The organism is Methylobacterium sp. 17Sr1-1, from assembly GCF_003173775.1.
Lineage (GTDB): Bacteria > Pseudomonadota > Alphaproteobacteria > Rhizobiales > Beijerinckiaceae > Methylobacterium.
The window spans coordinates 5,784,439-5,811,336 of record NZ_CP029552.1; the positions used below are offsets into that span (position 1 = coordinate 5,784,439).

Genomic DNA, 26,898 nt, shown 5'->3' on the forward strand with positions numbered 1-26,898 from the left:
ATCATGGGCGGCGAGGCGGAGCCGCCCTCGCACGAGGAAGGCAGAGACACCGTGGGCAAGGTCGAGACGCTGCAACGCAAGAGCACGCAGGACATCACCCTCGACGAGGTCGAGCGGCGGGTGTCGGCGGCGTCCCGGGCGCTGACGCAACTGGCGCATGCCGACGGGCACTGGTGCTTCGAGCTGGAGGCGGACGCCACCATCCCCTCCGAGTACATCCTCTTCCACCACTTCCGCGGCTCGGTGCCCGAGCGGGAGCTGGAGGAGAAGATCGCCGTCTACCTGCGCCGGACGCAGAGCGCGCTGCATCACGGCTGGGCCCTGGTGCACGAGGGCCCCCTCGACATCAGCGCCACCGTCAAGGCGTATTTCGCCCTGAAGATGATCGGCGACCCGATCGACGCGCCGCATATGCGCCGGGCCCGGGAGGCGATCCTGCAGCGGGGTGGCGCGGCCCACGCCAACGTCTTCACCCGCACCCTGCTCGCCCTCTACGGCGAAGTGCCGTGGAGCGCCGTGCCGGTGATGCCGGTCGAGGTGATGCTGCTGCCGCGGTGGTTCCCGTTCCACCTCGACAAGGTGTCCTACTGGGCCCGCACCGTGATGGTGCCGCTCTTCATCCTGCAGATGAAGAAGCCGCGGGCGAAGAACCCGCGCGGGATCGGCGTGCGCGAGCTGTTCACCCAGGATCCGGAGCGGATCCGGCGCTGGCCCTCCGGTGCCCAGGAATCCTCGCCCTGGCGCCCGGTCTTCGCGGTCATCGACGACATCCTGCGGGTGGTCGAGCCCTTCTTCCCCGCCGGGCCCCGCGCCAAGGCGGTCGACAAGGCGGTGGCCTTCGTCAGCGAGCGGCTGAACGGCGAGGATGGCCTGGGCGCCATCTTCCCGGCCATCGCCAACTCGGTGCTGATGTACGAGGCGCTGGGCTACGAGGAGGACCACCCCCTGGTGGTCACGGCGCGCTCGGCGGTCGAGAAGCTCGTCACCGTCAAGGAGCATGAGGCCTACGTCCAGCCCTGCCTGTCGCCGGTCTGGGACACGGCGCTCGCCGCCCACGCCCTGATGGAGGCCGGCGGGCCGGAGAACGAGCGCCAGGCCCGCGCCGCCCTCGAATGGCTGAAGCCCCTCCAGGTGCTCGACATCAAGGGCGACTGGGCGGCCCGCAAGCCGGACGTGCGCCCGGGCGGCTGGGCGTTCCAGTACAACAACCCGCACTATCCCGACCTCGACGACACCGCCGTGGTGGCGATGGCGATGGACCGGGCCCAGACCCGCCTCGGCCCCGGCGAGGGCGGCTCGGACTACACCCACTCGATCGCCCGGGCGCGCGAGTGGATCGAGGGCCTGCAGAGCCGCGACGGCGGCTTCGCGGCGTTCGACGCCGACAACACCTACCACTACCTGAACTACATCCCGTTCTCCGACCACGGGGCACTCCTCGACCCGCCGACCGCCGACGTCACCGCCCGCTGCATCTCGATGCTGGCCCAGCTCGGCGAGACCAAGCAGACCAGCCCCGTGCTGGCACGGGCCGTCGACTACCTGCTCGCCGACCAGGAGGAGGACGGCAGCTGGTACGGCCGCTGGGGCATGAACTACATCTACGGGACGTGGTCGGCCCTCTGCGCGCTCAACGCCGCCGGCCAGGACCCGGCCTCGGCGCCGATGCGCAAGGCGGTGGAGTGGCTAGTCGCGATCCAGAACCCGGACGGCGGCTGGGGCGAGGATGCGGCGAGCTACAAGCTCGAGTATCGCGGCTACGAGCGCGCCGGCAGCACCGCCTCGCAGACCGCCTGGGCGCTGATCGCCCTGATGGCGGCGGGCGAGGCCGACCACCCGGCGGTGGCCCGCGGCATCAACTATCTCGCCCGCACCCAAGGCGCGGATGGGCTGTGGGGCGAGGAGTTCTACACCGGCACCGGCTTCCCGCGCGTGTTCTACCTGCGCTATCACGGCTACGCGAAGTTCTTCCCGCTCTGGGCGATGGCGCGCTACCGCAATCTCCAGCGGGGCAACAGCCGCAAGGTCGCGGTGGGGATGTAGCGGGGCGCGGCGCAACCGCGCCCGCCCGGAACGACCGCCCGGGCTCGGGCATTCCCCGGGTCGGGAGCCGCGCGATGACCTTGTACAGCTACCACATCTCCCACGAGCAGTGCCCGCCCCGGGCGCTGCTCGCGCTCGCCCAGCGGGCCGAGCAGGCCGGCTTCGACGGGGCCTTCTCCTCCGACCATCTCCAGCCCTGGTCGCCGAGCCAGGGCGAGTCCGGCTTCGCCTGGTCCTGGCTCGGCGCCGCCCTGCAGGCGACGGAGCGCCTGACCTTCGGGATCATCTCGGTGCCGGGGGGCTGGCGCTACCATCCCGTCGTGCTCGCCCAGGCCGTGGCGACCCTCGGCCAGATGTTCCCCGGCCGGGTGCCCTGGGTGGCTCTGGGCAGCGGCCAGGCGATGAACGAGCGCGCCACCGGCGGGCCCTGGCCCGACAAGGCGGAGCGCAACGCCCGCCTGCGCGAGGGCGCCGAGATCATGCGGGCGCTGCTGGCCGGCGAGACCGTGACGCAGCGCGGCCGCCTGACGGCGGTCGACGCCAAGGTGTGGTCGCTGCCCGAGACCCCGACCCGCCTCGTGGGTGCCGCCACCAGCGTCGAGACCGCCGCCTGGCTCGGCACCTGGGCCGACGGGCTCCTCACCGTCGGGACGAGCCCGGAGGTGCTGGGGCCGATCGTCGACGCCTTCCGCGAGAGCGGCGGCGCCGACAAGCCGGTCTTCCTCAAGATGGACCTGAGCTACGCCCCCGACCCGGCCGAGGCCCTGCGCCAGGCCCATGCCGAGTGGCGCTTCAACGCCCTGCCGGCCTCGGTCGCCTGGGAACTGCCCCGCCCGGCCGATTTCGAGGCCGCCGCCCGCTACCTGCGGCCCGAGGACATGCACGAGGCGGTCCTGATCTCGCACGACCTGCCGGCCCTGACCGAGCGCATCGCCGCCTGCGCGGCGCTCGGCTTCGATTCGATCGACCTGCACCAGGTCGGCGGCAACCAGACGGCCTTCATCGACGCCTTCGGCGAGCGGGTGCTGCCGACGCTCCACGGCCGCAAGGCCCCGGTGATCGAGTTCGACCCGTTCGGGCGCAAGCCGGCGGCCCGGGCCGGCTGATTCTGCGGGCCCTGGACGCGAAAAGGCGCCCGACCGGCCGGTCGGGCGCCCCTCGTCGGTACGATCCGGATCAGTACCCGTAGTAGAAGCGGCGCGGGCCGTAATACGGGCGCCGCCAGTACGGCCGCGGGCCGTAATAGTAGGGGCGCGGGCCGTAGAACGGCCGCGGCCCGTAGAACGGGCGGCAGATGCCGAAGCGGTTCGGGAAGAAGCCTGGGCCGCAGCCGCCGGCCACCTTCGTCACGCCGGTCTCCGGCGCGAGCGTGCCCGCCGCGCTGAGGCCGATCGGGGCGGCCTGCGCGGTCGACGCAAGACCCAGGCTACCGATCAGGCCACCCGCGACGAGGGCGGCCATCCCGAGCACCTTGACGTGCATCATCGTAGGATCTCTCCTTGGGATGTGAGGGGCGGCCGCGCGGACCGCCCTGCCCCTCCAGGAAAGAACTAACGACCTGAATGCACGATGAGCGCGCCGGGTCGGCTCCCGCTCGCCGCGGATGCGGCTCAGCGCCGCTTTCGGGCGGGCCGGGGCTTCTCCGGTGCCGGCCCGGAGACCACCGGGTCGGACGCGGCCCGCATCGCCGCGCCGCGCCCGCGACCGCGCCGGCTCTGGCCGAGGCCGGAACTCTTGGCGAGCTCGGAGCGCTGGGCGGCGTAGTTGGCGGCGACCATCGGGTAGTCCGGCGGCAGGCCCCATTTCTGGCGGTACTGCTCGGGAGTGAGCCCGCGCCCGGCCAAGTGACGCTTCAGCGTCTTGTAGGGCTTGCCGTCCTCCAGGCTGATGATGTGGTCGGGCGTGACCGTCCGGCGGATCGGGACCGGCGGCGTCGCCCGCTCGGGCTCCGGCGCCGGCGCGGCGCCGAGCTGGCTCAGCGACGTGTGGACAGCCGCGATCAGCCCCGGCACGTCCGCCGCCGGAACGGAGTTGTTCGCCACATAAGCCGACACGACGTCGGCAGCGAGCTCGATCAGATCGAGCGACCGGGTGGAGTCGTCGTTGGTCATGGCGCACCAGATCGAAGTGACCGGCTCAAGAGGGCACGTGTTGTCGGGGGCGTCAACCACAGGTGATATGCGTAACAACAGGTTTCGTCAGTTCGGATACGAAATAGAAAAAGTATCGCACGCGATCGGTCGGCCGGATCCGTCATGCGCCGGAGGCCGTCCGGCCCGGGCGGCAGCGGTGCCACACCCGCCCGGATATCGTGCTAGCCCGTTGGTCCTGGCGGTTTTTTCTTGGACCGTGGTTTCCCCTCGTCGGGGAAATGCCCTAGCTGTTGCTGCATTGCGCCATCCGGCGTCCCGTTCCTGTCAGCACGATTCTCAAGACCTCCCATGACCGACAAGAACCGCCGCTTCCTGGTCGCCGGCACCGCCGCCGGCCTCGCTTCGACGCTGCTGGCGGGCGCGCGCCCCGCCTTCGCCTGGACGGACCAGGATTTCGCCCCCGTCCGGCGCCGGCGCTCCCGCGATCCCGTCCCGGCGGAGGACGGCACGTTCTACGACACGCGGGGACAGGATCCGCGCGGTCAGGCCGCGGACCCGTACTACCGGGGCGAGCCCGCTCCCGCTCAGGCGCCGGAGGAGGACTCGTTCTGGGGCGGCCGCCGCGCCGCGGAGCCGCAGCCGCTGCCGGGCACGGCCGATCCGAGTGCGACCGTCGTCGTCGATGACGGGCCGATCGACTATGCCCGCGCCTACGCGGCGCTCGACACCGAGCCGTTCCCGGTCCAGGCCTTCCGCTGGCGCCGGGCCAACCCGTCCTTCCTGCGCCAGGAGGTCGCCTATGGCGGCCGCTACGCGCCCGGCACGATCGTGGTCGATCCGCGGGCGCACCATCTCTACCTGATCCAGGAGGGCGGCCGGGCCCGCCGCTACGGCGTCGGCGTCGGCCGCCAGGGCTTCGCCTGGAACGGGGCCGCCACCATCAACTCCAAGCAGGCCTGGCCGGACTGGTACCCTCCCAAGGAGATGATCGCCCGCCAGCCGGCGCTCGCCCGCAGCGTGTCCAAGCTGCAGAGCGGGCTCGGCGTGCCGGGCGGCCCGCGCAACCCGCTCGGCGCCCGCGCCCTCTACCTGTGGCAGAACAACAAGGACACGCTGTTCCGCATCCACGGCACCACCGAGCCGGAGAGCATCGGCCGCAGCGTCTCCTCGGGCTGCATCCGGATGATCAACCAGGACGCGATCGACCTCTACGCCCGGGTGCCGGTCGGCGCACAGGTGATCGTCCTGGGCTGACGGCCCCGCCCGGATCAGGGCCGCCGCAGCGCCGGGGCTCCCCCGGCCGCTCCCGGCGGCCGGCCGGCCCCCTCCTCCGCGCGGTCGACCGCCCGCAGCACCAGCCGCCGCAGGGAATCGGCGTCGCGCGCGGCCTCCCCGACGAGGGCCCGCACTTCCGGCTCGGGCGCCGACAGGATCTCGGCCTCGAGCGCCTCGGTGAGGCGGTCGAGCGCGCGGTCGGGTCGCCACTGGGTCATCGCGGGCCTCCCTCGGAATCGAGCCGCAGCAGCGCGCGGCGCAGGCGCTTGCGGGCGCTGTCGTATTCGGTCTGGGACAGGCCGTGCCGGGCGCGGATCTCGGCGGCCGTGCGGCCCTGGCCGAGCCCCTCGATGATCCGCCGCACCGTCTCGTCGCCGGAGAACAGCGCCACGATCGCGCCGAGCGCCTGTGCGGCGGCGATCGCCCGCTCGGGATCGGGGCCATCGTCTTCCGCCGCGTCCGTCTCCCGCCAGGCCTGCTCCCGCGCCTGGCGGCGCCGGATGTCGTGCTCGATCGAGCGCATGCAGCCGGCGAGGAAGACCAGGACCGGGACCCCCGGCGGCCAGAGCCGCGTGCCGTCGAGCGCCCGCACGATCGCCTCGTGCAGGATATCCGACCAGTCGATGCCGGGGAGACGGCGCGCCCGCAGCCGGGCGAGCGCCCGCAGGCGCGCGAGATCGGCGGCCGACAGGCCGCGGATCGCTCCTGCCACGTCGCGCTGCTCCGCCTCGTCCGTCTCCATCGCCGCCGTGCCCCACGCCTCCTGCGTCATGCGCACGGCCTCGCCGAGGGCGGACAACTGAAAACAAATAATTCCGGCCGGTCCGCGTCCCGGGTGCTCGTGTGCCTCCCCCCATGGCCGCGCATCGGCGGTCCGAGAGCGAGATCGGGAGCAGGCATCATGAGACGGGACGCGCGGACTGCCCTCGCACGGCACATCTACGCCCGGCACATCGCCCACGCGGCGGCGCCGGACGAGACCGGGCTGCGGAGCGCCCTGGAGGCGGCCCTGGAGACGATCCCCCGCGAGCGCTTCCTGCCGCCCGGACCCTGGCACCTGGCCCGGCTGTCCGGCGGCTACGTGCGGACGCCCGACGACGACCCGGTCTACCTCTACCAGGACGTGCCCGTGGCGATCCGGCCGGACCGGCACCTCAACAACGGGCAGCCCTCGTTCCTCGTCGGCCTGATCGCCCGGGGGCGGCCGGAGCGGGGCATGCAGATGGTGCATGTCGGCACGGGGACCGGGTACTACACCGCCCTGCTGGCCCGCCTCGCCGGCGAGCAGGGCCGTGTGCTCGGCATCGAGCACGATCCCGATCTCGCGGCCTTCGCCGCCGACGCCCTGGCCGGGATGCCGCAGGTCCGCATCGTCGCGGGCGACGGCGCCGCCATGGCGCTGCCTCCGGCCGACCTCGTCCTCGTCAATGCCGGCGCGGCCCGACCGGCCGAATCCTGGCTCGACGCGCTGACGGTCGGCGGGCGATTGATCCTGCCCCTCACCGCCGGAAAACGGCCCGGGACGCCGATCACCCGGGGGGCCGTCTTCCTGATCGAGCGTCGCGACGAGCGGGCCTACGCGGCGCGCTGCCTCTCCCCGACCCTGATCTATCCGTGCGCCGGCGCCCGCGACCCGGAGGCCGAGCAGGCCCTGGCGCGCGCTCTGGCGGCCGGCGGCCAGGACAACGTCCGGATGCTCTACCGCACGGATGCCCTCCCGGACGACCGCTGCTGGCTGCGCGGTCCGGGCTGGTGCCTCGCCTACGGCTGAGGGCAGGACCGCGAGGGGGACAGCCGCCGGTGAAGGCATCCGGGCACGGGTGTCCTAAGCAGAGTTGCACCGTGCAACTCTGCTTGGCTTTATTGTTTTTGGATCATTTTCGCCGCCGAACCGGTGACCACTTCGACGACTGATGCTCAGCGGCGATCCGGCAGCCGGCCGCGCGCTACGCCGGCGGCCGGACCTTGGGATTCGGGACCGCATCCGCGGTCGCCGGATCGGCCAGGATGGCCTTGACGCTCGGCAGCGCCGCCGCGGAGGCGACGAGGCCGGCATTGCGCCGCACGTAGAGGCCCCAGACGGTGACGAGGAGCGTCACCAGCGCGCCGGTCAGGGCGGTTGAGGTCTCGGCATCGATCCAGCCGCGCCCGACGGCGATCCCGCCGCAGAATTGCAGCAGGGTACGCAGCAGCGTGGTGAGCTGGTCCTGGTTCATGGTGGTCTCCTGCCGACATTCGGGAGCGTCAGGCCGCGACGGCCCGCCCGCAGGCGGGGCAGGCGGTCGGTGCGGCGCGCCGGTCCGGGGCGGCGTGGAGCGCGAGCGCTCCGGCCCGCACCTCCTCGACCCGCCGGCCCCAGCCGCGGCCGAAGCGCGGCCAGGTCGACAAGGCCCGCAGGAACGTCAGCCGCCCGTCGCACAGGGCGTTCACCAGCCCGGGCACATCCCGGCCGGCCAGAGCCGCCAGCGTCACCGGCCCGAGCCGTCCGTCATCGGCGAGGCCCAAAGCTCGCTGCAGCCCGATCACCGCCCGCTTCGGGCCGCTGTTCACCGCGAAGTCGAACAGCGCGTAATCCAATCCTGCCGGCAGCGCGTCGCCCTGGATCCCGTCCCAGAACCGACGACGGTAGAGCGGCGCCACGCTCCCCGGCGTCAGCGCCCGCACCTCGGCCCGCGTCGCCGGCCGGCCGAGCCACAGGCTCAAGGTGCCGATGGTGACGCCGAGGTTGGTGGCCCCGCCCGGGTCGGCCGGATCGTCCGACCACCCGCCCTCGTGTGTCAGGACGAGCGAAAGCGCCCGCTCGAAATTCGCAGCGGCCATGGGCCCTCCTCCGATGTGTCAGGGATGGGGCGGCGCCTGGTCGGGGCGCCCCCGGGATCACAGAGCCGAAGCAGCGCTCCACAGCGCGTCGAGCGCCGCCGCGTCGTAGCCGAGCGCCGCGCCGAGCCGCGCCACCATCGGGTGCCCGCGCTCGAACGTGGTGGCGCCCGACAGCATCATCCGCGCGGCGAATTGCTCCGCCGCCGGCAGGCCCGCCACCGCCGCGGCGATCCGCACCGGCAGCGTGCCGGTCATCACCGCCGCCAGCGCCTCGTCCCGGGTGATGGATCCGGCCTCCGCGAGCGCCTGGAAGAACTGCCGGTCGCTCACCGGCCCCGCCGGCGCCGCCTCGCGCGCGGCGAGCTGCGCGGCCAGCGCGTCGCGCTCCGCCACGGCCGCATCCCGCTCGCACCGCAGGGCCGCCGCCTCGGCCACGGCCGCGTCGCGCCCCGCCAGCGCCGCCGCGTCGATCCCCGCCAGTACCGCGGAGAGCGGGAACCCCGCCGCCTCGGCCTGCGCCGGCGTCAGCGCCCCGCTCGTCACGAAGTGCGGCTCGGCGGCGCCGGGGGGCGTCACCGACTGCCCGAGCACCACGTGCCAGGCCGGGGCCGCGGCCGAGCCCGCCGGACGCCCGCGGTAGAGGAATTCGTACAGGTAGGGTTCGCTCATCGGAGCCTCACGCCGCGACCACGCCGTCATCCGACAGGCGCCGCCAGTTGCTGCTGGAATAGTAGGCGAGGACGCCGGTGCCGGCGCCGGACGCCTCGCCGACCTTGCGGGCATTCGAGACGTAGATCAGGTCTCCGGCCACACCGGTCGGCACGGTCGCGACGGTGTAGGAGCCGGGACGCAGCCTGGTGGACGAGACCACCCCCGCCGCCGTGATACTGCCGGTCGTGGTGAAGACGCCGGCGCCGGTCAGGCTCGCCGCGATCGCGGTGCCGCCATACCATTTGAAGCTGTCGGTGGTTCGCGGGAGGCTGTTCCACAGGGTCGAGGCATCGATCCCGATCGCGAAATCCGCATTGGTGCTCGTGAGGTTGCTGTACAACAGGATCTTGGTGCCAGCCGATCGGGTCGAGACCGACGGCGGGGCGATGCCGACATTGCCGAACGTGAGGAGGTTGGACGTCCCGTTGTTCAGCGTCAGAGCGCCGCCGATAGTGACGGCGGCCCCGAAGGTCGCCGTTCCGGTCGCCCCGAACGTGCCGGCCACGTGCAGGCCGTAGGCCGGCGACGCCGTGCCGATGCCGACCCCGCCACCGGCCGGATTGAGGGCGAGGTCTCCCGACCCGGCCCCGCCGGCGGTGAAGGCCTGGACCTTGTAGGCGGTGTCTCCCGACCCGGCGTTCGCCCCGACATCGATGCATGATCCGGCCGACCCCGCCACGAAGTCGGTGTTGGCGAGGCGCAGCCCGGCAAAGCGCGGCGTGCCGCCGGTCCCGAGCCCGAGCGCCGTCGCGCCCGAGGCCGGCGTGCCGGTGAGGACGCTGCGGCCGGATGCGCTGGCATCCTGGATCTCGGCCACCGCCGGGCCGGCGATCGGCTTGCCGGAGGCGCGCACGTAGTCCCGCACCGTCCAGTTACCCGACGCGTCCGAGGTCGCCAGCGCCGTGTCGCCGGAAGCGGTCATGATGGTGGCACCGCCCGGCAGCGCCAGGCTCGCGGCATTGTGGGTCAGGGTCGCGCTGCCCGTGAAGCGCAGCAGGCGCACCCGGTTCGCGCCGGTGCCGAAGCCGGTGATGGTGCCCGCACCGGTGAGCGCCACCTTGAGCGCCGGCAGGGCCCCGAGATCGACGGTGGCGGCGACCGGAGCGGAGATCTCCGCCGCCACGAGGTCGAGGCCGCCGGTCGCGCGGTCGATCCGCAGGGCCTCGCGCCAGGTGCCGCCGTCGGCCGAGACCTTCAGCCGGAGGTCGTCGTCGCCGGCGAGCCCGAGTTCCGCCCGGCCGGAGAAGCCGGACTGGAACAGCAGCGACAGGGTGTTGCCGGGCGCTTCCTTGTTGAGGGTGTAGCGCAGGTCCCCGCTGCCGCCCTCGCCCGCCGTCAGCGCGGTCCAGAGCGCCTTGTTGAGCTTGGCCGCGAAGGGGTTGTTCGCATCCGCGGTGGTGCCGATCCCGAGCCGCGCGAGGTTCTGGAGCACGGTGATACCGGCGCGGTAGGACACCCACGCCACACCTGTACAGGTGTAGAGGTCTGCCTCGTCCGCCACGAAGGCGACCCATCCTGGGCGCGGCACGAAGGAGCGCCACGCCCCGTCCTGGTAGCGCACCACCCGCCCCGCCCACCCCGCCCACGCTCCCGTCGGCGAGGCCCCGGCGATCAGGTAGCGGTCGCCCTCCGCCGGGTTGGCGGGCGGCGCGGTCAGGTCCTTGTCGAGGACCGCGAGCTGGACCAGCGTGTCGAGGGCGACGAGCGCCTCGTTGTGGGTCACGTGCTTCTGCGCCTGCGCCGCCGCCATCAGCGGCAGGGCGAGGTTGGCGGTGGTGGCATCAGGCATACAGGGTCGCCCTCAGGGCCGCGCCGCGGCCGTAGGTTGCCGAGAGTTGGTGGATGGCGACGGACAGGCTCGTGACCGGCCCGCCGAAATCCGCCGCCTGGTGGGCGGCGGTGTAGGTGACGGCCGGCGCCGACAGATCGAACGTGCGGACGACGGTGGAACCTGCCAGCACGTCGAGGGCGTAGGCCTCGGCTTCCTCGGCCAAGGGCACCTCGACCTGTTCCCACGGGTCGCCGTCGATCCGGGTGCGCCGGATCCACGACAGCACCAGGTCGCCCGACTCCGCCCGCACCATCCGGGCTTGCGCCGGCGCGTAGGGCCGCAGGCCCACGCCCCGGAACGCCAGGGTGGCGCCGGCGAAGCTCGGATCGTCCTGCGGTCGGCCGAGCGGCCCCCAGCGCCAGGCGAGCGGCAGGGTGCGCGCCGACAGCGGCATCCCCGATTGCACCAGCGCATCCGTCAGCACCACGAACGGGGCACCCGCCGGCGTCGGGTTGCCCAAGGCGAACTCCGTCCCGAGCTGGCCGCGCAGCAGCGTCGCGAGGCGGTAGCGCCCGGGCGCGAGCAAGGCGGCTTGCGCCCATTGCAGCACCTCCCACTCGCCCGACGGCGTCAACAGGGCCGCGACGTTGGCCCCGTTGAGCACGTCGACCTCGGGGCTTGAGGCCAGCTCGACCCCGCGCGGCACCTCGACATAGAGGCTGTTCACCCGGTCCCACCGGGCACAGGGCCCCGGGTAGAGCTCGGCCGTCAGCCGCCCGACGATCGACCGCGCCCCCACCGTCGCGTCGTCCACGAACGCCCCGCCGGCGGTCGAGCGCAGGACCGCCACCGGCGACCACGGCGCCGTGTAGGCGGCGAGGTAGGGCGCATGGGGCACCGCGTCCGAGCGCAGGAGCGGCAGGTCGAGGAAGTGGAACAGCGCCACCCCGACCGTCGCCGGCGGCTCGGCCGGCCGCGGCGTCGCCGTGCCGTCCCGGTAGGCGAACACCGCGAGATCCGTGCGGATGCCGCTCGCCGGCCGGCCCGCTTCCAGGCCGAGGCGGGTCAGCCGGTAGTCGGTGGAGGACCCGGCGAGGGAGAGGGTGACGACGTCGCCGGCGTCCAAGGCGAGGCAGGACGGCGGCAGGGTCGCCCCGACCTCCTCCCGCTCGACCACGCCCTGATAGAGGAGCGCCTGCGCGATGCCGCGTGCCGCCCCCTCGTCCAGGCACAGCGGCACGCTCACCCGCTGCACCGCGTTGGCCCGGCCGTTGGTGCGGCGCGCCTCGACGGACGCCGACTGGTAGCCGCGCTGCGGATCGATGTAGGTCAGCGCCACCACCCCCGGCAGCGCCGTCTCCTCCCCCCGCGTGCGCCGGTAGTCGCCGGCGCTGCCGCCCCGCGCCACCAGGTCGTCGGCGGTGAGGGCCGCCGCCGGCGCCCGCGCCAGCGGCGCGAAGACCAGCCGCCCGGCCGACTCCGCCCCGTCGAAGAAGAAGCACGTCCGCAACGGGTCGAGCGAGGCCCGCGGCGTCTGCACCTCCGTGATCGCGTAGCCCTCCACCAGGCCGTAGAGCTGCCCGACATCGATCGGCACGCCCAAGCCGCCGCACAGCTCGGCCACCACGTCGGCGATCGGGGTGAGGCCGAGCCGCCCGTTGATCCAGTGGCCGAGCCGGTAGTTCGGCCCGTCGCTCCACACGCTCGCCTGGCGCGGGAAGTCCGGATAGGGCCGGGCGTCCCACGTCCAGACGAACAGCCGCTCGGGATCGACCATCCGGCCGCCATAGACCGACGACACCGGGTTGCCGGAGGTGCCCTGCCAGTAGGCGAGCGTGGCTTCCAGGTAGGCGCGCTGCGCGGCGAGATCCCGCCGGCCGTTCGAGTAGTAGGGCAGGAACGACTCCGAGGACTTCGGGTCCACGAAGACGTTCGGTTGGTTCATGCCCTTGTCGACGGCAGGGCAGCCGAGTTCGATGAACCGGACCGGCTTAGCTTCCGGCACCCACCCCGTGGCCGTCGACTGGCGCACCCCGCCCGGCCGGTCGCGATGCGGGTTCGACCACCAGGCGCGCAGATCCTTGAGGCGGAAGACCCAGTGTTCGCCGTACGCCGTGTCGGCGATCGGCGCCCGCCGTTGCGCGTCGCGGTCGGCCGGCGTCGGATAGTACCAGTCGAACAGCTCGCCGGCCGCGACGTTGCCGGTGAGATACCCCGGATCGTAGGGCGAGGGCGCGCCCGCTCGCGCGTCGAGGTGGTCGAACCCGTCGCGCCAGTCGGCGAGCGGCATGTAGTTGTCGATCCCGACGAAGTCGATATTCGGGCTCGACCACAGCGGATCAAGATGGAAGTACACGTCGCCCGAGCCGTCGGCCGGGCGATGGTTGGCGTATTCCGTCCAGTCGGCCGAATACGCGATCCTGGTGGCGCTGCCGAGGATCGACCGCGCGTCGGCCGCGAGGCCGATGAGCTGCGCCACCGCCGGGAAGGTCGAGGCGCCGGACCGCACGGTGGTGAGCCCGATCATCTCCGAGCCGATCAGGAACGTGTCGACCCCGCCCGCCGCCTCGGCCAGGCGCGCGCAATGCAGGATGAAGCGGCGGAACGAGAACTCGGCCTTCGCACAGGTCACCGTGCGGCCGTTCCACGCCAGCTCCGCCGGCGCCACGCTGCCGAAGAACGCCGCAACCTGATCGGCCGCCGCCGCGGTCTTGTCGACGGTGCCGGGCCGGCCGGGCGCCGGATGGCAGGTCACCCGCCCGCGCCAGGGGAACGCCGCCTGCTCCGCCCCGCCATAGGGGTCCGGCAGCCCGTTGCCGGCGGGGATGTCCATCATCACGAACGGGTAGAGCGTGACGGCGTAGCCCCGCGCTTTCAGCGCCCCGATGAGCTGCACCACCGACAGGTCGGACGGCGCGCCGCCGAGGAGCGGGGCGCCGCCTGCGTCGAGGCTGACGATCGCAGCGCTCGCCCGGTCGACCCCGCCGGCGAGCCATTCCGGGGTGGTGGTCTTGTTCGCCGTCTCGACCTTCGGGACGATGCGGCAGGCCGACAGCCGCAGGTCGGTGCCGTGCCAAGCGACCACGAGCGAGACGTGCCGGCAGCGCGGCGCCTCGACGGCGAGCTGATCGAGCGCCTTCAGCGCGTCGACCCCGCCCGACACCGTGTTCTGCCCGGAGATCCCGCCGAAGGTCGAGGCGGTGACCGGCGCGGTGGCATAGGTGAACTCGCCCATGCTCGGGATCATCGTGACGGCGGTCACCAGCTCCTCGAGGGCCGGCCGGCCCGAGGCGTTGGGTGCGCGCCGGATCACCTCCGCGGTGATGACCGGGACGCGGTTGCCGAAGCCGGCCAGCGGCAAATCCTCGAACACGATGTAGGCGAGGCCCCGATAGGCCGGAGCGTTGGCGGCGCCTTCGATCGCGGCAATCTTCGGGTCCGGCCCCTGCGCCTCGTCGCCGAGATAGACCCGGGTACTGTGCGCCGCGAGGTCGATCCGCTTGCCGTCGGCATAGACTTGGCCCACGGCGACGATCGGGCCTTCGCACAGGGCAATCGCCACGCTGACGCTGTAGGCATAGGTCACGTTGAATTGCTTCGGCGTCGCCCCGCCCTTGCCGCCGGAGGACTTCACCTTCTCGACCTTCTGGACTTCCTTGATCTTGGTGGCCCAGATGATCTGCCCGCCGACGCGGACCCGGCCGAAGACGCGCGCGATGGCGGCGCCCTCGGTCGAGGCGGTGACGTGGAGGTCGGACAGCCGCGGGCCGATGGTGATCTGCGGCTTCGGCCGTGAGCCGAACAGGGCGCGGTCGAGGGCGCCGCCGCCGACGGCGCCGAGCATCTGGCCGATGGCCCCGCCGATCGGGCCGCCGAGCGCGCTGCCGACCGCCTGGCCGGCATAGGACAGGACGAGCGTGCTCACGTCGGGATCTCCGGCGAGGGTTCGGGCGAGGGTTCGGGAAAGCGGAAGGCGTAGGCGATGCGCCGGGACCAGGCCGGCGGGATCCAGGTTTCCACCACCGCGTGGCCGTCATAGGCGTGGATCATGTGCGCGGGGCCGGCCAGGATCCCGCAATGCTTGGCCGGCAGGCCGTCGCGCCAGCGGAACAGGAGCACGTCGCCGGGCCCGGCCGCGGTGGTAGCGAGCGGCACCAGGTGGCGGGCGGCGGCATCCCGCAGCGTCTCGGCGCCCCGGTCCTCGGCCCAGCTCGGCGTGTAGGGCGGCGGCACCTCCGGCTCGGCGCCGTAGAGCGCGGCATAGACGCCCCGCAGCAGGCCGAGGCAGTCGCAGCCCGCGCCCTTCACGCTGGCCTGGTGGTGGTAGGGCGTGCCGAGCCACCCGCGCGCCAGCGCGACGACGCGCGCGCGGGTGTCAGCCGAGGCGGCCTCCATCATTGTCGGCTCCCTGGACGGCGTAGGCCACGGCGTAGTCGTTCCCTGGAAGATCCGGGAAGCCGCGGAAGTTGAGGACGTTCGAGAACTTGTCCCGGCAGCTCGCCAGGGACTTGTCGCAGCCGGCGACGACCTGGAACGCGTCGCCGGGCGCGATCGGGGCCGGCATCGGCTCCCACAGGTCGAGGACCGCGAGCGGCCCGGTGCGGGCATGGGCCCGGACCTCGACCGCCGCGCCGGCATTCGCACCCGTGGTCCAGACCAGCCGGCCGGCGTCGAACCAGCGGGAGGCGTACCCGGCGAGGCCGGAGGCGGTGACGCTGCGGGCGCTCCCCACCGTCGCGACCGTGCCGGCGCCGCGGATTGCAGGCGCGGTGGCGTCGATCCGGCAGCGGCCGTCCCCGAGGAGCGCGTCGCACGAGCGCTGGTAGACCCGGCCGCGGGGCTGGTTGAGGCGATCGGCGAGGCCGCGCACCTCCGCCGTGAAGGCGGTAGGCCCGCGCGAGACCTCACCCACGGTGCCGGAGAGGACGAGAACCCGGTCGGCCGGGCTCGACCAGTCGACCCGCCACACCGCGACGGCGGCGCCGTCGAACAGGCCGCGCGCCAGCTCGGCCTCTGCGAGGCGCCCGCTGGTCAGCGCCCCGACGATCTCCAGGCTGTCGGCGGTGAGCCCGGTGCCCTGTTCGAGGGCGGTGCCGGTGGCGCCGCTCTCGGCCGAGCACGCGACGCCGTCGACCGTGAGATCCTCGTCATGGTCGGTGAAGCCGAGGCGCATGCCGTCGGTGCGAGTGACGATCCAGCACGTGCACAGGGTGGTGACCCCGCTCGCGAGGCTCGCGGCGAGGGTGGGTGACAGGGTCTTCATGCGGTCACCGCCGGATCTCGAGGATCGGGATGTCGGCCACCACGCCCGCGCGCAGGGCCTGGTGGTCGATCTCGATGCGGTCGGTGGCGAAGCGCACCGGCACGTCGAAGAGGAAGCCGGCGGTGACCACGGCGCCCGGAGCCGGCGCGACCTTGAGGGTGACGAGGCCGGTCGTGGTATCGAGCGCGAAGGCGGAGGCGGCGAGCGCGACGCCGCCGACCGCGACCTGGACCGAGCCGGCGACCGGCTTGATGATCGGGCGGGCATAGGGCGCGAAGGCGGCCCCGTAGGTCTTCACCAGCTGGAAGCCCCGGGTGGCGCCGTCGCCGGTGCCGAGGCGCTGGTCGGTGGGCGCGGGAGCCTGTCCGGGCGGCGCGGAGCCGTGGTCGAAGGTGTCGCACCAGCGAAAGCCGTAGAGCGGCCCGCGCCTCTCCTCGAAGAAGGCGACCAGCAGAGCCACGTCCTCGGCGGAGCGCAGGGCCGGTCCTGCATTGTAACTGCGCCGGGAATGGCGCCAGAGGGCGTTGCGCTCCTCGTCGCCGGAGCCGAGGGTGACGATCTCGGTGCGCCGCTCCGGCCCGCCGCGGGAGCCGTAGGACAGGACGAGGGGAAAGCGCACCTCGTGGAAGGGGCTCGGCATGGTTGTTCGGGCTCCTGGTGCTGACAGGCCCAGTGCTCACAATCCCAGTTCTCACAATCCCCTGAGGCCGCGCTGCACCGCCCGGGCCAGGGCGGCGCTGACCTGTGCCTCCGAGCGATGGAAGCTCGGGGCGTCCGCGGTGGCGATCGAGACCGAGACCTGGACGTTCGGGGCGGGGGCCGGGGACGCGACGCCGTGCGTCGCCGGCAGGATGCGGCCGGGCTGGAGCGGCACGAAGGTCTCGCGGCCGCTCTCGCCCACCGTGTAGGCGACGCCCGGGGTGACGGGGCCGCCAGCGGCGCGGCCGGTCGGGTTCTGGGTCAGGCCGAGCGACCCGAGGGCGTCGCCGACGAGGTCGGAGCCTGGGCTGCCGCGACCGAACAGGCCGTCGAAGGCCCGGTCGATGCCCCGGCTCGCGAGCGTGGTGGCGAGCCGGGAGATCACGCTCGTCAGCCGTTCGCCGTGCAGGATCGCGCCCTTGAAGCTGTCGGCGAGCGCCGAGCCGAGCTCGCGCGAGGCGGACTGGGCGGCGCGCTGCGCGGCTTCCGCCCGTTCCACCTGCGCCGTCGCGGCGCCGTAGGCCTGCGCCACCCGATCGACCTCTTCGCGGAGCGCCGGCGTCACCGCGAGGTCGGCCTTCTTGGCCGCCTCCAGCAGGCGGAACGCCGCCTCGGCCCTGGCGGCGGCACCTTCCTCCCGGCCGACCGCGTCGGCCTCGATCTTCAGGAGGCCGGTGCGCCGGGCGAGGCGTGCGACCTCGTCGCGGAAGGCGTCGTCTTCCGTCTCCGCGGCCTTCCCCATCGCCTTGGCGGGTCTCGCCGGCGCTCGCACGGCCTCGGGAGCGGGTGGGCCCGCGGCAGCCGTCGCGTTCCCGGCGAGGCTGCCGCGGGACGCGGCGTCGCTGATCGCGAAGGCGTCGGCGATGCGGGCGCGGATCGCCGCCCCCTCGGCGGAGGCCGCCCGCACCCGCCGGCCGAGATCTGTCACGAGATCGGCGGCGGCCGGAATCTTCTCCGCGATCCCCCCGACCGCGCCCGCCACCGCCTCGAACCCCGCCACCGCCTCGCGCGAGGCGGATCCGGCCTCGGCGAGGCGGGCGGTCAGGCCGCCGACCGCGTCGTCGACACGGCGCAGGGAGGCGCCGTCGCCGGCCGGCACCGTGGTCGCCTGCTCCATCGCCCGCTGGAGTCTGCCCAGAGCCTCCGGCGCGGCCATGCGGGCGAGCTCGTCGCGCACCTCGGCGCCGGCCCGCGCCATCGCGGCAGCGATGCGCCCGGCCCCGGCCTCGACCGCGCGCTCGGCCTGCCCCATCGCCCGCTCGGCCAGCGGCCCGGCCCGGGCGAGCTCGCGCTCGTAGGCCTCGACATTGGCCTCGAGCGAGACCACCAGGCGCTCGATCTCGGTCGTCATGCGGGCGCTCCGTCGTCGGACGAGCCGTCATCGGGCGCGCCCCGGAGCCAGGCCCAGAGCGCGTCCTCTTCCTCCGGCGTCGGGGCGTCCGCCGCCTCCGGGTCGCGGGCGCGGTTGAAGCCGTCGATGTAGGCGGCGAGCTGCCACAGGCTCATCGCCCGCAGGTCGGCGGCGGGCAGGCCCATGGCGGCGGCGGCGGCGTAGAACGCCGCGAAGGCGATCCGCCCCTCCGGGCCCGCCGGGCCGGCGGGGCGGCCGACCCGCTCGTCCTCGGCGCCTTCCAGCGCCGCCGCCAGCACCAGGGCGGCCTTGGCGATCAGCGGGATGCAGGCCAGCCCGTCGAGGCGGCGGGCGAGCGCGTGGGCCTCCGGCACCGGGGTGCCGCCGCCGATCAGGCCGAGCCGCAGCACGTCGCGCACGTCCCGGAACCGGTATTGCCGGCCGGCATGAAACCGCTGCAGCAGGGCGGCGGGGCCCATCCCCGTCGCCTCCTGCAGCGCCTCCAGGTCGCCGATGGCGAGGCGGAAGCGGTGGGTGGCGTCCTCGAGGGCGAGGTCGATATGGCCGTCGCGGCTCATGAGCGCCTCACGCGGCGGCGGTGAAGGCCACCGCCCCGGTCGATTGCAGCGCCACCGACACGGTGCAGCGCTCGCCCCGCACGGCGCCGACCTCGAAGCTGGTGAGGTGGAAGAAGCCCTCCCAGGCGCCGCCGCCCTCCGCGCCGGTGCCGCTCACCTCGATCCGGGCCTTGACCGGCGCGTCCGACTCGTAGGCGGCGCGCCAGCGGGCGATGCTCTGGCGCGCCATCACGCCCTTGCCGGAGAACGCGACCGACTTCGAGACCGCGAACCGGTCGACGAAGGGCGCGGCGTCCTCGTTGGCGCAGTCGGGTACGACCGCGCTGTTGGTCTCCTTGGTGAACTGCGCCGCGCGCTCGGTGAGGCCGCAGGGCGCCTCGAAGGTGCCGGCCTTAGTCGGGCTCTCGAGCTTCACGGCGATCGCCGAGAACGGCAGGGTGGTGGGCTGGGCCATGGCGGGTTCGCTCCGGAAGGACGGAAATCAGACGGTCTCGGCGGCCACCGCGCCGAAGCGGGCGACGCCGTGCCAGGAGCCGGGCCCGAGGGGCTCCGGCAGGACCAGGCTGCGCTCGTGGGAGAGCCACAGGAGCTCGCCGCGGGTGAGCGCCAGGTCGGCCTCGTCGAGGGCGGCCGCGACCGCGGCCAGCAGGTCCTGCACCGGTCCCAAGGTCCGGGCGCCGCGCAGGAAGGCGTGGACGGTCAGCCGGCAGGCGCAGCCGCGCCAGCCTTGCGCCTCGTAGGGGCTGACCTCCGGCGGATCGACGCGCAGGAACGGCCATTCCTCCCGGGCGCTCGCCGCCTCGCGCACCCGGTCGCCGACGAGCGGGTGCAGGGCCGGATCGGCGAGGAGGCGGGCGCGCACCGCCCGCAGGAGCTGGGGCGAGAGGTCGAGGCCGGCCATCACCCCCTCCCCGTCAGGCGCGCGACCGCCGGTCCGATCACCGGCCGGGCCGCCCGCGTCGCGGTGCCGAATTCCCGGGCGGTCAGGCCCGGCGCCTCGACCGCGACGGCGGCGCCCGCGGGCGTCTCCGTCGCCTCGGCTCGCCCGTCGGGCAGTGCCTGCTGGATGTCGGCCGCGAGCGTGCGCGCGGCCTCCCGTGCACGGGCCCGCGCGGCTTCGCTGCCGGCGCGGGCGAGGCGCGCGAGCCGCGCCTGGAGCGGGCCGGTCTCGGCTGTTGGCGTCACAAGGGTCGTCCCTGGATGATGGCGTGGCTGCCGGCGGGGTCGGTCTCCACCGCGACGATGCGGTGGCGGATCCCCGCCAGGGTGATCTCGTCGTCGGGGTTCGGGGGGGAGCCCGGCGTCAGCACGATGGCCCGTACCACCCGGCCCGGAAGCCCGGGCGCCTCGGACGCCTCCCGGGCGCCGTCGAGCCGGGCGCGGACGGGCTCGTCCGCGACGCCGTCCGGGCCCACCCGGTGCAGCGTGGCGGCGTCGAAGAGGGGGGCGAAAGCCCCCGCGAGATGGCGGCCGAGTCCGTCGAGGAGGCCCATCACACCACCGCCACGCCGACGCTGTTGCGGCGCATCACCTCGTGGAAGCGCCGCCCGTAGGAGGTGAGCCCGAGCGTCCCCGGCAGGACCTCGGCGGGCGGGTCGCGGCGCTCCAGGTGGAGCGTGCCGCTGCGCAACGCCTTGAGGTCCAGGGCGCCCGCCCGGGCGAGCTCGGCCTCGGGCCCGCCCTGCCCGTCGAGGGTGAGGGTGTGGGCGGCATGCAGCATCCGCCCGAGGGCCGCATCCGCCGCCGGCCAGGCCGCCCCGATCCGCGGAGCCGCCTCCGCCAGCGCCCCGGCGAGCGCCGCGTCGGGGAGGCCGGCAAAGGCCGGGAAGCGGGCCCGGAAGGCGTCCGGAGTGATCTCCGCCATCTCACGCCTCCCCGCCGGAGGACGGGCGCCCGCGGCGTCGCTCGGGGCGCGGGTCCAGGGGGAGCGGGCCGGGCTCCGCCTCGACCCGCACCTCGCCCGCCGCCTCCCAGGCGGACAGGCAGGGGTCCGGCCGCTCGGGCAGCACCAGCACCGCGCTCTCGCCGGGCAGGAGCAGCCGGGGCGCCCGCGCGCCCTTGGGCCAGACCAGCCGGGGACCGGCCGCGTGGTTCGTCACCCGCATCATGGTCGCAGCCTCCGTCATATGCCGTCGAGGTAGCGGCAGGCGGCGGGGCGGCGGATGTCGAGGCCGCCGAGCCGGAAGGCACCCGGCACCTCGAACCGCCACGGGCCGGTCTGCCAGGCCGGGAAGAACCGGAACGGCATCGGCAGCCACAGCTTCAGCACGGAGGGGTCGCGGCGATACGCGACCATGCGGGCGCTGCCGCCAGTGCCGGCGGTCTCGAGGGTGCGCACGCCGAAGACCGTCAGGTCCTGGCCCGTCTCCAGGGTGTAGACGTTGTGGCGCCGGATCCAGTCGAGGAGCGTGATCGGGCTCGTCGGGTCGAGGCGGCGCAGGCCGAGGCTCAGCATCTGGTCGTAGGGCAGGAGCAGGGTGTCGGCCATCTCGACCGTGTTGGAGCCGGTGAAGATGCCGATGAGCTGGCCGTTGATGTCGGTGAGCACCTGCTCGGCCGTCTTCTGGGCCCAGAGGGTGCTGCCGCCGGTGCCGGTGGCGGCGGCGCCGCCCACGGTCACGCTCGGATGGTTGAGGAGGCCGGAGAAGCCCTTCCCCGCGTCGCCCTGCAAGGCGATCTGGTCGATGAACTCCTCGGAGGCCTGCCGGGCCGCGTCGGCCTTGTCGGCGTCGAGGGTCATGCCCAGGAGCTGGGCCTTGCCGAGTTCCTCGAGGTCGTAGCCGTAGCCGATCCCCGCCATGGCGACGGCGGTCTCGTACTGGCGTCGCAGCAGCTCGACCTTCGGCACGTCGGTCGCCGCGCCGTGGACCCAGGTCGCCTGGCCGACCCGGTCGACCGAGAAGTAGGTCACGGTCGGCACCCATTCGGGCGCCGCGGTGTCGACCGGCACGAGGCGCGGGTAGCGGATCGCCGGGTACTGGTTGCGGTAGACCGCGGGCTCGATGAAGGCCTGCTGGCTGACCAGGAAGGCGAGCGCGCGGGGGGCGTCGGCGAGGAAGGTGCGGGTCATGACGGAGCCTCGTTTCAGTTCAGGCGCAGGCGGACGAGGCCGCCGGCGGCGGCGGAGGTGTCGAACAGGGCGCCGGGCATCGCGGTGTTGCCGGAGGCGGTGGCCGTGACGGCGCCGGCGGCGGTGACGTAGGCCGGGCTGCCGGCGCTCGCGGCCGTCGCGGTGACGACCCAGACGGTGCCGCGCACCATCACCGGCGCGGTCTCGCTCTTGGCGAAGAGGTCGGAGCCGCTCGGGGATGGCCGGGCGTTCCGGTCGGCGAGCACGATGCCGCGGAAGACCGCCCCCGAGGCGGCGATGCCGTCGTCGCGGGCGCCCTGGAAGGCGGCCCGCCCGAAGGCGATGCCGTCCTGGGTCTCGACCGTGCGGCTGATCACCGTGGCGGGATCCTGGTCGGCGGCCATCCCCTCGTACGCGGCGGCGGGCCGGGCGGGGTAGCTGGTCTGGACGGAGGGCATCAGCGGGCTCCTGCGGGTTTCCAGGCGTTGCGGAGGGTCTCGACCATGGCGGCATGGGCCGCCTCGGGCGTGCGGGCGTCGGCGGTCCGGTGGCGAAGGGCGTCGCGCAGCGGGTCCGGGGCGTGGGGCGGGGCGGCGCGGCGCGGGTCGGCGGCGACCCGGAAGGCCCCCTCGATCGCGGCGGCGCTCATGGCGGCGGCCTCCGCCTCGCCGAGGGTGCGGGCGACCGCCGCGCGCCGGATCGCTTCGGGATCGAGGCCGGCGGGATCGAAGGCGTCGCCGAGGATGCGGCGGGCGTCGGCGATCAGGGCGCCGCGCTCGGCCGCCAGCGCGTCGAGGGCGGCCGTGTCCGGCACCCTGGCGCGGAGCGCCGCGACCTCGCCATCGCGCTCGGCCAGAGCGGTCTCCGCGGCGTCGGCCCGCGCCTCGGCCGCGGCGAGGCGCCGGGTCAGGTCCGCGTCGCCGATCCGGCATTCCGGCCCGGCGCGCCCCTGCGCCACGATGGCGACGTGGTCGACGACGATGCGGGTCTGGCGCGCGTCGTAGGGCTCGCCGTCCGGGGCGGTGCCGGGGGTCCAGTCGAGGTCGCAGGTGTACCCGACCGAGACCTCGCGCCGCCCGGCCTGCACCGCCGCGATCGCCGCGGAATCGGCGAGCAGCATCGGGATGCGCACGAAAGCGCCGTCGCGCACCACCTCGTCGCCGACATGGCCGCGGGCGACCCCGCGCCAGGTCCGGGGCGTCACCGCCCCGGGCGGGTGGTCGAGGGTGACGGGCTTGTGGCCGAAGCTGCGCAGCGACTCCTCGCGAAAGATCTCGTCCGGGTCGCGGTAGATCCGGACCTGGGCGAGATCCGGCCGGGCGACCTCGTCGCCGCGATAGACCTGGACGTTGCCGGCGCGGGCGGCGCGCGCCTGCACGACCAGGGCGCCGTTGCCGAGCGGGCGCGCGCCCGCGATCTCGGCCGCGGGGCCGAGGCTGAACCGGTCGAAGAGGTGCATGGGGGATGGTCTCGCGTGGGGAGAGGGGTGATCTCGCGCCTACTCGGGCACGTCGGTTCACACGCCGGATGGCGCGCATCCGCCCGTCTCGGCGGTCGGCACGAAGCTCACGAGTGAAGTTATGCCAAGAATTGCGCGGGATCCCCTCTCCCGTCTGGGAGAGGGGTAGGGGTGAGGGTGTGACGTGTCCGTGTAAAGCTCAGAATGCCGTGCTGACAGCGGAACGGTCGGAGCTTGACTCGGCGCCGTCTCCACCCTCACCCCTGTCCCCTCTCCCACACGGGAGAGGGGGACCAGCGTGCTATTCGGCAATGTGACTGTTGCGGCTCGCTCGGGAGGATGTCGGAGTTCGGAAACCCGCCCTCACCCCGCCGACCGCCCGAAGGCCGCGGCGATGCCCGGGAAGAGGTCGGCGGCGGAGAGCCAGCCCTCGACGCCGCGGGAGAGGACGTCCGCGGGCACCACGCCCTCGCGGGCGAGCATCGCGGCGGTCTCGGCCTTGAGGCGGCCGACCTCCGCCTTCTCGCGCTCGCTCGCCTGCGCCAGCGGCCGCCAGGCGTAGCGCAACGAGGGCTCGTCGCGGCCGAGCGCGTCGCGGACCAGGAGCTGGTCGAGGCGGGCGATGGCCGGGGTGAGCTCGACGGTCTGACGGGCCGCGACGTGGTCGTGGTAGTTGCGGATGTCGGATTCACCGGTGGCGTTGAGGCCCGAGGGCGACTGGCCGAGCAGCCGCGTCACCGGGATGTCGGCGGCCCCCGCCGCGACCTGGAGGAAGAGGCGCGCCACCTCCGGCAGGCCCGAGAAGTCGAGCTGCTTCTGCTGGTAGCGCTCGCCCTCCGGCGAGCGGCCGTCGCCTTCGAGCAGCAGCATGCCGAACAGGCCCTTCATCCGTGCCGCGTAGGCGAAGCGCTCCGTGAGAAGGCGGGTGCCGTCCTCGGTCGAGAGGGCTTGCGACAGGCCCGGCACCGAGATCACGTCCTGCTTGGCCTCGGGCAGCATCGCGGCGATGTGGGCGGCGGCGGCCGTCGCCTGGTCGATCGCCTCCAGGAGCGCCTGGAGCACGCTGTCGCCCCAGCCGTCGCTGGCCGCGTCGTCCGGCAGGGCGGCGCCGAGGAGGCGCACCACCCGCGAGGGATGGACCGCCTGCCCGCCGGCGATGGTGTAGCCTCGGGGCTCGCCGAACCAGGGCGAGAGCGGGTCGCGCTCGAGGGCGCCGGCCTGGATCTGGCCGCGGGGCAGGACGTGGAGGTAGCGCAGGCCCCTCTGCCCGACCGTCCCGGGGTCGAGCGGCAGGCTCGGGTGCGGCGCCCCGTCGCCGATCAGGATCGCGGCGCCACCGTGCAGGCGCGCCAGGCGCAGGGCCCGCAGCAGGCGGTCGCGCAAGGACAAGCGCTCCTCGCTCGCCGCCAGCGCCGCCGCGACCTCCGGCGGCGCCTGCCAGGCGCGCCATTCGCGCAGCATGTCGAAGGGCACGATGTCGACGACCTTGCGGGCGAGCCAGTTGTCCCGGTAGGCGGCGTCGAGTTCCGCCCGGGCCCGTGGCACGTGGATGTGCAGGTTGCCGGTGCTCTTGTCCCGCGGGCCGCTGAGGCCGGAGACGAGGTTGGCGAGGCGGTCGGCGATCCACATCACAGGACTCCGAGCAGGCCGTATCCCGGCCGGGCCAGCGCCGCGAAGGCGCGCGAGAGGGCGTCGACCTGGTCGAGGAAGGCGCCGTTGGGGAAGGCGCAGAGCTCGTCGAGGAAGGCCTCGTTCCAGGGCCCGGCGACGAGGTGCAGGTTGCCGGCCTCGGCCTGGGCCGAGACCGGGGCGGCGCGGGTCGCCTTGTCGCCGCTCTCGGGCGACGCCCTGACGTCGTAGCCGGCGAGCCGCCCGACGAGGTACTGCGCCTGCGCCTTGCCGGCCTGTCCGGGATCCTGCGGCAGCGAGATCCGGCAGGACGGCCCGTCCTCCGCTGCGGTGGCGAGGATCAGCCGCTCGACGCCCCCGGCCGAGAGCCGGTCGCGGCGCACGTCCACGACGTAGAGATGCCCGTCGGGAGCGCGGGCGAGCTTGACGCCGGCGGTGTAGTCCGGCTGCCGTCCGCCTCTGGGCACGCTCGCCGCAAGGTCCCAGGCCCGGACGGTGGCGCAGCCGGCAGGGACGGCCCGCACGAGGGTGAACCAGCCGCGCTTGAACAGGCCGCCGTCCCGGGGTGCCGGGCGCTGCTGATACTGGCCGGCCGCCGCGTACTCGCCCATCGCGGCCTTGTCGCACTCCACCGCCGCGCGGGGAAAGCGGGCCGGAAAGAGGAGCTCGCCCGCCTCCCGGCGGGGATCCGTAAAGCCGATCCGGGTGGTGCAGGCGCGCTCCGGCTCGAACTCCATCGGCAGCATCAGGTGGTCGTAGCCGAGGGTCTTCGCCAGGATCACGCCCGACAGGTCGCGTTCGTGCAGCCGCTGCATGATGACGACGATCGCCGAGCGGACGGGGTCGTTGAGGCGGGTCGGCACCGCCTCCAGGAACCACTGCGCGACCCCCTCGCGCACCCGCTCGGAACTGGCGCCGTCGACCGAGATCGGGTCGTCGAGGATCACCCGGTCGCCGCGCGAGCCGGTGATCGAGCCGGCCGAGACCGCCTCGCGCAGGCCGGTCGCAGTGGTCTCGAACCGGCCCTTGCGGTTCTGGTCGCGGGTCAGCCGCACCCGGTCGCCCCAGAGCGCCCGGTACCAGGGCGAGGTGATCAGGCGCCGGGTGCGCAGGTTGTCGCGGAGCGCCAGCCGCTCGGTGTGCGAGACCGCGACGGTGCGTAGGCCGGGGCGGTTCTTCGGTCCCCATTCCCAGGCCGGCCAGAACACCCCGGCGAGCAGGCTCTTCATCGTGCCGGGGGGCACGTTGATCAGGAGCCGGGTGATCGTGCCGGCACTCACCGCCTCGAGATGGGCGCAGACGGCGTCGATGTGCCAGCCATGCACGTAAGCACTGCCCGGCTCGATCACCGGCCAGGCCCGGCGCACGAAGCCCGCCAGGCTCTCCTCGCTATCGAGCCGGTCGAGCGCCCGGATCAGGGCCGGCGGGTCGTTCAGCCAGGTCTGCGGCAATGAGGTCCGCGGCATCGAGGGGCCGGGCGTGGGACAGGCGCTCGGCGATGGCCCGGAGCTGGGCCCGCTGCCCCTCGTCGAGGAGGCGGATGGCGGCGTCCGTGTCGGAGATCGCGGTGTCGTCACGGTGTTTCGCGTCTCCCTTGCCGTCGAGGTCCCAGGCCTGCCGCTCCAGGGCGATCCACAGCCGCGCCGCGGCGGCGAGGTCGCGCAACGCCGCGACGCGCTTCTGCAGGGCCGCCGCGCGGGACAGCCCGCTCTCCTCCGCGCCGTCGTCGGGCCCGGATTCCTCCGCGATGGCGGATTGGAGATCGTCGAGGAGCCGCAGGGTGAGGGCGGCGCCCTGCGCCACCACGATGCGGTGGCCGCCGAGCACGTCGACCGGGCACGTCAGCCCAGGAGGGGGGAGCCCCGGAAGGGCCGCGCTCGGCGGCGCGTCGCCGGTGGAGCCCTCGTCCGGAACTGGGGCGTCGCGCGCCCACCCCTCCGCCCGTGCCCGGCGCCGGAGCGTCGCCGGGCTGATACCGAAGCGGCGCGCGATCGCCGGTCCGGCCCCCGGATCGGCCCGGTAGGCCGCCGCGATGCCCGCCCAGTCGATGACCCGCCGTGTCGAAAACCCTCTTGTCGCCTGCGTCCGGGTCGGGAGCCTGCTGGCCATGTCGCCTCGTCGGGAGATAGGAGGCGC

The 26,898-nt window shown here is 74.1% G+C and carries 30 protein-coding genes; 4 read left to right on the plus strand and 26 right to left on the minus strand.

Features of this window, described 5'->3' with window-relative positions:
• The first annotated feature begins 3 nt into the window (after positions 1 to 3).
• Entirely contained in the window at positions 4 to 2,043 is a 2,040-nt protein-coding gene (gene shc / locus DK412_RS26315; protein ID WP_204165443.1) for a squalene--hopene cyclase, read from the plus strand.
• Between the two features lie 74 nt (positions 2,044 to 2,117).
• On the plus strand, positions 2,118 to 3,149 hold the full coding sequence (locus DK412_RS26320; protein ID WP_109974380.1) for a TIGR03885 family FMN-dependent LLM class oxidoreductase: 1,032 nt from the start codon (positions 2,118 to 2,120) through the stop codon (positions 3,147 to 3,149).
• Between the two features lie 70 nt (positions 3,150 to 3,219).
• Here the strand turns inward: DK412_RS26320 and DK412_RS26325 are convergent, their stop codons facing one another.
• Positions 3,220 to 3,528, minus strand: coding sequence for a hypothetical protein (locus DK412_RS26325; protein WP_109974381.1), 309 nt, complete (start codon positions 3,526 to 3,528; stop codon positions 3,220 to 3,222).
• Positions 3,529 to 3,653: 125 nt separating this feature from the next.
• A complete protein-coding gene (locus DK412_RS26330) occupies positions 3,654 to 4,154 on the minus strand; it encodes a MucR family transcriptional regulator (RefSeq protein WP_109974382.1) in 501 nt (166 codons plus the stop codon).
• Positions 4,155 to 4,484: 330 nt separating this feature from the next.
• Here DK412_RS26330 and DK412_RS26335 point away from each other — a divergent pair, with 330 nt between their 5' ends.
• Positions 4,485 to 5,390 (plus strand): L,D-transpeptidase, encoded by a 906-nt coding sequence (locus DK412_RS26335; RefSeq protein WP_109974383.1) that lies wholly within the window; start codon positions 4,485 to 4,487, stop codon positions 5,388 to 5,390.
• A gap of 14 nt (positions 5,391 to 5,404) precedes the next feature.
• On the opposite strand, the gene DK412_RS26340 is transcribed toward DK412_RS26335, so the two are convergent.
• Both DK412_RS26340 and DK412_RS26345 read right to left on the minus strand, forming a co-directional pair.
• Positions 5,405 to 5,629 carry a hypothetical protein gene (locus DK412_RS26340; protein ID WP_109974384.1) on the minus strand — a complete coding sequence of 75 codons (225 nt, stop codon included), beginning with the start codon at positions 5,627 to 5,629 and terminating at the stop codon, positions 5,405 to 5,407.
• Positions 5,626 to 6,183 (minus strand): sigma-70 family RNA polymerase sigma factor, encoded by a 558-nt coding sequence (locus DK412_RS26345; protein ID WP_245447300.1) that lies wholly within the window; start codon positions 6,181 to 6,183, stop codon positions 5,626 to 5,628. The genes DK412_RS26340 and DK412_RS26345 overlap by 4 nt, the downstream gene beginning before the upstream one ends.
• Positions 6,184 to 6,312: 129 nt before the next feature.
• Between DK412_RS26345 and DK412_RS26350 the strand changes: the two genes are divergently transcribed.
• Positions 6,313 to 7,182, plus strand: coding sequence for a methyltransferase domain-containing protein (locus DK412_RS26350; RefSeq protein ID WP_109974385.1), 870 nt, complete (start codon positions 6,313 to 6,315; stop codon positions 7,180 to 7,182).
• Between the two features lie 175 nt (positions 7,183 to 7,357).
• On the opposite strand, the gene DK412_RS26355 is transcribed toward DK412_RS26350, so the two are convergent.
• The 22 genes from DK412_RS26355 to DK412_RS26460 all read right to left on the minus strand — a co-directional run bounded on the left by DK412_RS26355 (position 7,358) and on the right by DK412_RS26460 (position 26,871).
• Entirely contained in the window at positions 7,358 to 7,627 is a 270-nt protein-coding gene (locus DK412_RS26355; RefSeq protein ID WP_109974386.1) for a hypothetical protein, read from the minus strand.
• Positions 7,628 to 7,655: 28 nt separating this feature from the next.
• Positions 7,656 to 8,231 carry a glycosyl hydrolase 108 family protein gene (locus DK412_RS26360; protein ID WP_109974387.1) on the minus strand — a complete coding sequence of 192 codons (576 nt, stop codon included), beginning with the start codon at positions 8,229 to 8,231 and terminating at the stop codon, positions 7,656 to 7,658.
• Between the two features lie 57 nt (positions 8,232 to 8,288).
• A complete protein-coding gene (locus DK412_RS30405) occupies positions 8,289 to 8,900 on the minus strand; it encodes a hypothetical protein (RefSeq protein ID WP_162596312.1) in 612 nt (203 codons plus the stop codon).
• A 7-nt stretch (positions 8,901 to 8,907) separates the two neighbouring features.
• Positions 8,908 to 10,731, minus strand: coding sequence for a DUF2793 domain-containing protein (locus tag DK412_RS31195; protein WP_245447303.1), 1,824 nt, complete (start codon positions 10,729 to 10,731; stop codon positions 8,908 to 8,910).
• Positions 10,724 to 14,638 (minus strand): glycoside hydrolase/phage tail family protein, encoded by a 3,915-nt coding sequence (locus DK412_RS26375; RefSeq protein WP_109974388.1) that lies wholly within the window; start codon positions 14,636 to 14,638, stop codon positions 10,724 to 10,726. The genes DK412_RS31195 and DK412_RS26375 overlap by 8 nt, the downstream gene beginning before the upstream one ends.
• Positions 14,635 to 15,108 (minus strand): NlpC/P60 family protein, encoded by a 474-nt coding sequence (locus DK412_RS26380; RefSeq protein ID WP_109974389.1) that lies wholly within the window; start codon positions 15,106 to 15,108, stop codon positions 14,635 to 14,637. Before DK412_RS26380 ends, DK412_RS26375 begins: the two co-directional genes overlap by 4 nt.
• Complete coding sequence (locus DK412_RS26385; protein WP_109974390.1) at positions 15,089 to 15,976, minus strand: DUF2163 domain-containing protein; 888 nt, start codon at positions 15,974 to 15,976, stop codon at positions 15,089 to 15,091. Before DK412_RS26385 ends, DK412_RS26380 begins: the two co-directional genes overlap by 20 nt.
• 4 nt (positions 15,977 to 15,980) lie before the next feature.
• Positions 15,981 to 16,616 carry a DUF2460 domain-containing protein gene (locus DK412_RS26390; RefSeq protein ID WP_109974391.1) on the minus strand — a complete coding sequence of 212 codons (636 nt, stop codon included), beginning with the start codon at positions 16,614 to 16,616 and terminating at the stop codon, positions 15,981 to 15,983.
• Positions 16,617 to 16,667: 51 nt separating this feature from the next.
• Positions 16,668 to 18,026 carry a hypothetical protein gene (locus DK412_RS26395; RefSeq protein WP_109974392.1) on the minus strand — a complete coding sequence of 453 codons (1,359 nt, stop codon included), beginning with the start codon at positions 18,024 to 18,026 and terminating at the stop codon, positions 16,668 to 16,670.
• A complete protein-coding gene (locus tag DK412_RS26400; RefSeq protein ID WP_109974393.1) occupies positions 18,023 to 18,604 on the minus strand; it encodes a gene transfer agent family protein in 582 nt (193 codons plus the stop codon). The genes DK412_RS26395 and DK412_RS26400 overlap by 4 nt, the downstream gene beginning before the upstream one ends.
• A gap of 7 nt (positions 18,605 to 18,611) precedes the next feature.
• Positions 18,612 to 19,058 (minus strand): phage tail tube protein, encoded by a 447-nt coding sequence (locus DK412_RS26405; protein WP_109974394.1) that lies wholly within the window; start codon positions 19,056 to 19,058, stop codon positions 18,612 to 18,614.
• Positions 19,059 to 19,085: 27 nt separating this feature from the next.
• Positions 19,086 to 19,505 (minus strand): DUF3168 domain-containing protein, encoded by a 420-nt coding sequence (locus DK412_RS26410; protein WP_093570153.1) that lies wholly within the window; start codon positions 19,503 to 19,505, stop codon positions 19,086 to 19,088.
• Positions 19,505 to 19,789: a hypothetical protein gene (locus tag DK412_RS26415; RefSeq protein ID WP_109974395.1), complete on the minus strand. Its 285-nt coding sequence runs from the start codon at positions 19,787 to 19,789 to the stop codon at positions 19,505 to 19,507. Before DK412_RS26415 ends, DK412_RS26410 begins: the two co-directional genes overlap by 1 nt.
• Complete coding sequence (locus tag DK412_RS26420; RefSeq protein ID WP_109974396.1) at positions 19,786 to 20,097, minus strand: hypothetical protein; 312 nt, start codon at positions 20,095 to 20,097, stop codon at positions 19,786 to 19,788. The genes DK412_RS26415 and DK412_RS26420 overlap by 4 nt, the downstream gene beginning before the upstream one ends.
• A complete protein-coding gene (locus tag DK412_RS26425) occupies positions 20,097 to 20,468 on the minus strand; it encodes a DUF4054 domain-containing protein (RefSeq protein ID WP_109974397.1) in 372 nt (123 codons plus the stop codon). Before DK412_RS26425 ends, DK412_RS26420 begins: the two co-directional genes overlap by 1 nt.
• Before the next feature lies 1 nt (position 20,469).
• Positions 20,470 to 20,712 (minus strand): hypothetical protein, encoded by a 243-nt coding sequence (locus tag DK412_RS26430; protein WP_204165444.1) that lies wholly within the window; start codon positions 20,710 to 20,712, stop codon positions 20,470 to 20,472.
• A 14-nt stretch (positions 20,713 to 20,726) separates the two neighbouring features.
• Positions 20,727 to 21,674 (minus strand): major capsid family protein, encoded by a 948-nt coding sequence (locus DK412_RS26435; protein ID WP_109974398.1) that lies wholly within the window; start codon positions 21,672 to 21,674, stop codon positions 20,727 to 20,729.
• Between the two features lie 14 nt (positions 21,675 to 21,688).
• Positions 21,689 to 22,132 (minus strand): DUF2190 family protein, encoded by a 444-nt coding sequence (locus DK412_RS26440; RefSeq protein WP_109974399.1) that lies wholly within the window; start codon positions 22,130 to 22,132, stop codon positions 21,689 to 21,691.
• The gene (locus DK412_RS26445) at positions 22,132 to 23,133 is read right to left on the minus strand and encodes a DUF2213 domain-containing protein (protein WP_109974400.1); all 1,002 of its coding nucleotides are present in this window, start codon (positions 23,131 to 23,133) and stop codon (positions 22,132 to 22,134) included. Before DK412_RS26445 ends, DK412_RS26440 begins: the two co-directional genes overlap by 1 nt.
• A 363-nt stretch (positions 23,134 to 23,496) precedes the next feature.
• Positions 23,497 to 24,762 carry a DUF1073 domain-containing protein gene (locus DK412_RS26450; RefSeq protein WP_109974401.1) on the minus strand — a complete coding sequence of 422 codons (1,266 nt, stop codon included), beginning with the start codon at positions 24,760 to 24,762 and terminating at the stop codon, positions 23,497 to 23,499.
• Positions 24,762 to 26,213, minus strand: coding sequence for a phage terminase large subunit (gene terL, locus DK412_RS26455; protein ID WP_245447305.1), 1,452 nt, complete (start codon positions 26,211 to 26,213; stop codon positions 24,762 to 24,764). Before terL ends, DK412_RS26450 begins: the two co-directional genes overlap by 1 nt.
• Positions 26,152 to 26,871, minus strand: a complete 720-nt coding sequence (locus tag DK412_RS26460; protein ID WP_204165446.1) for a hypothetical protein — start codon at positions 26,869 to 26,871, stop codon at positions 26,152 to 26,154. Before DK412_RS26460 ends, terL begins: the two co-directional genes overlap by 62 nt.
• Positions 26,872 to 26,898: the final 27 nt, after the last annotated feature.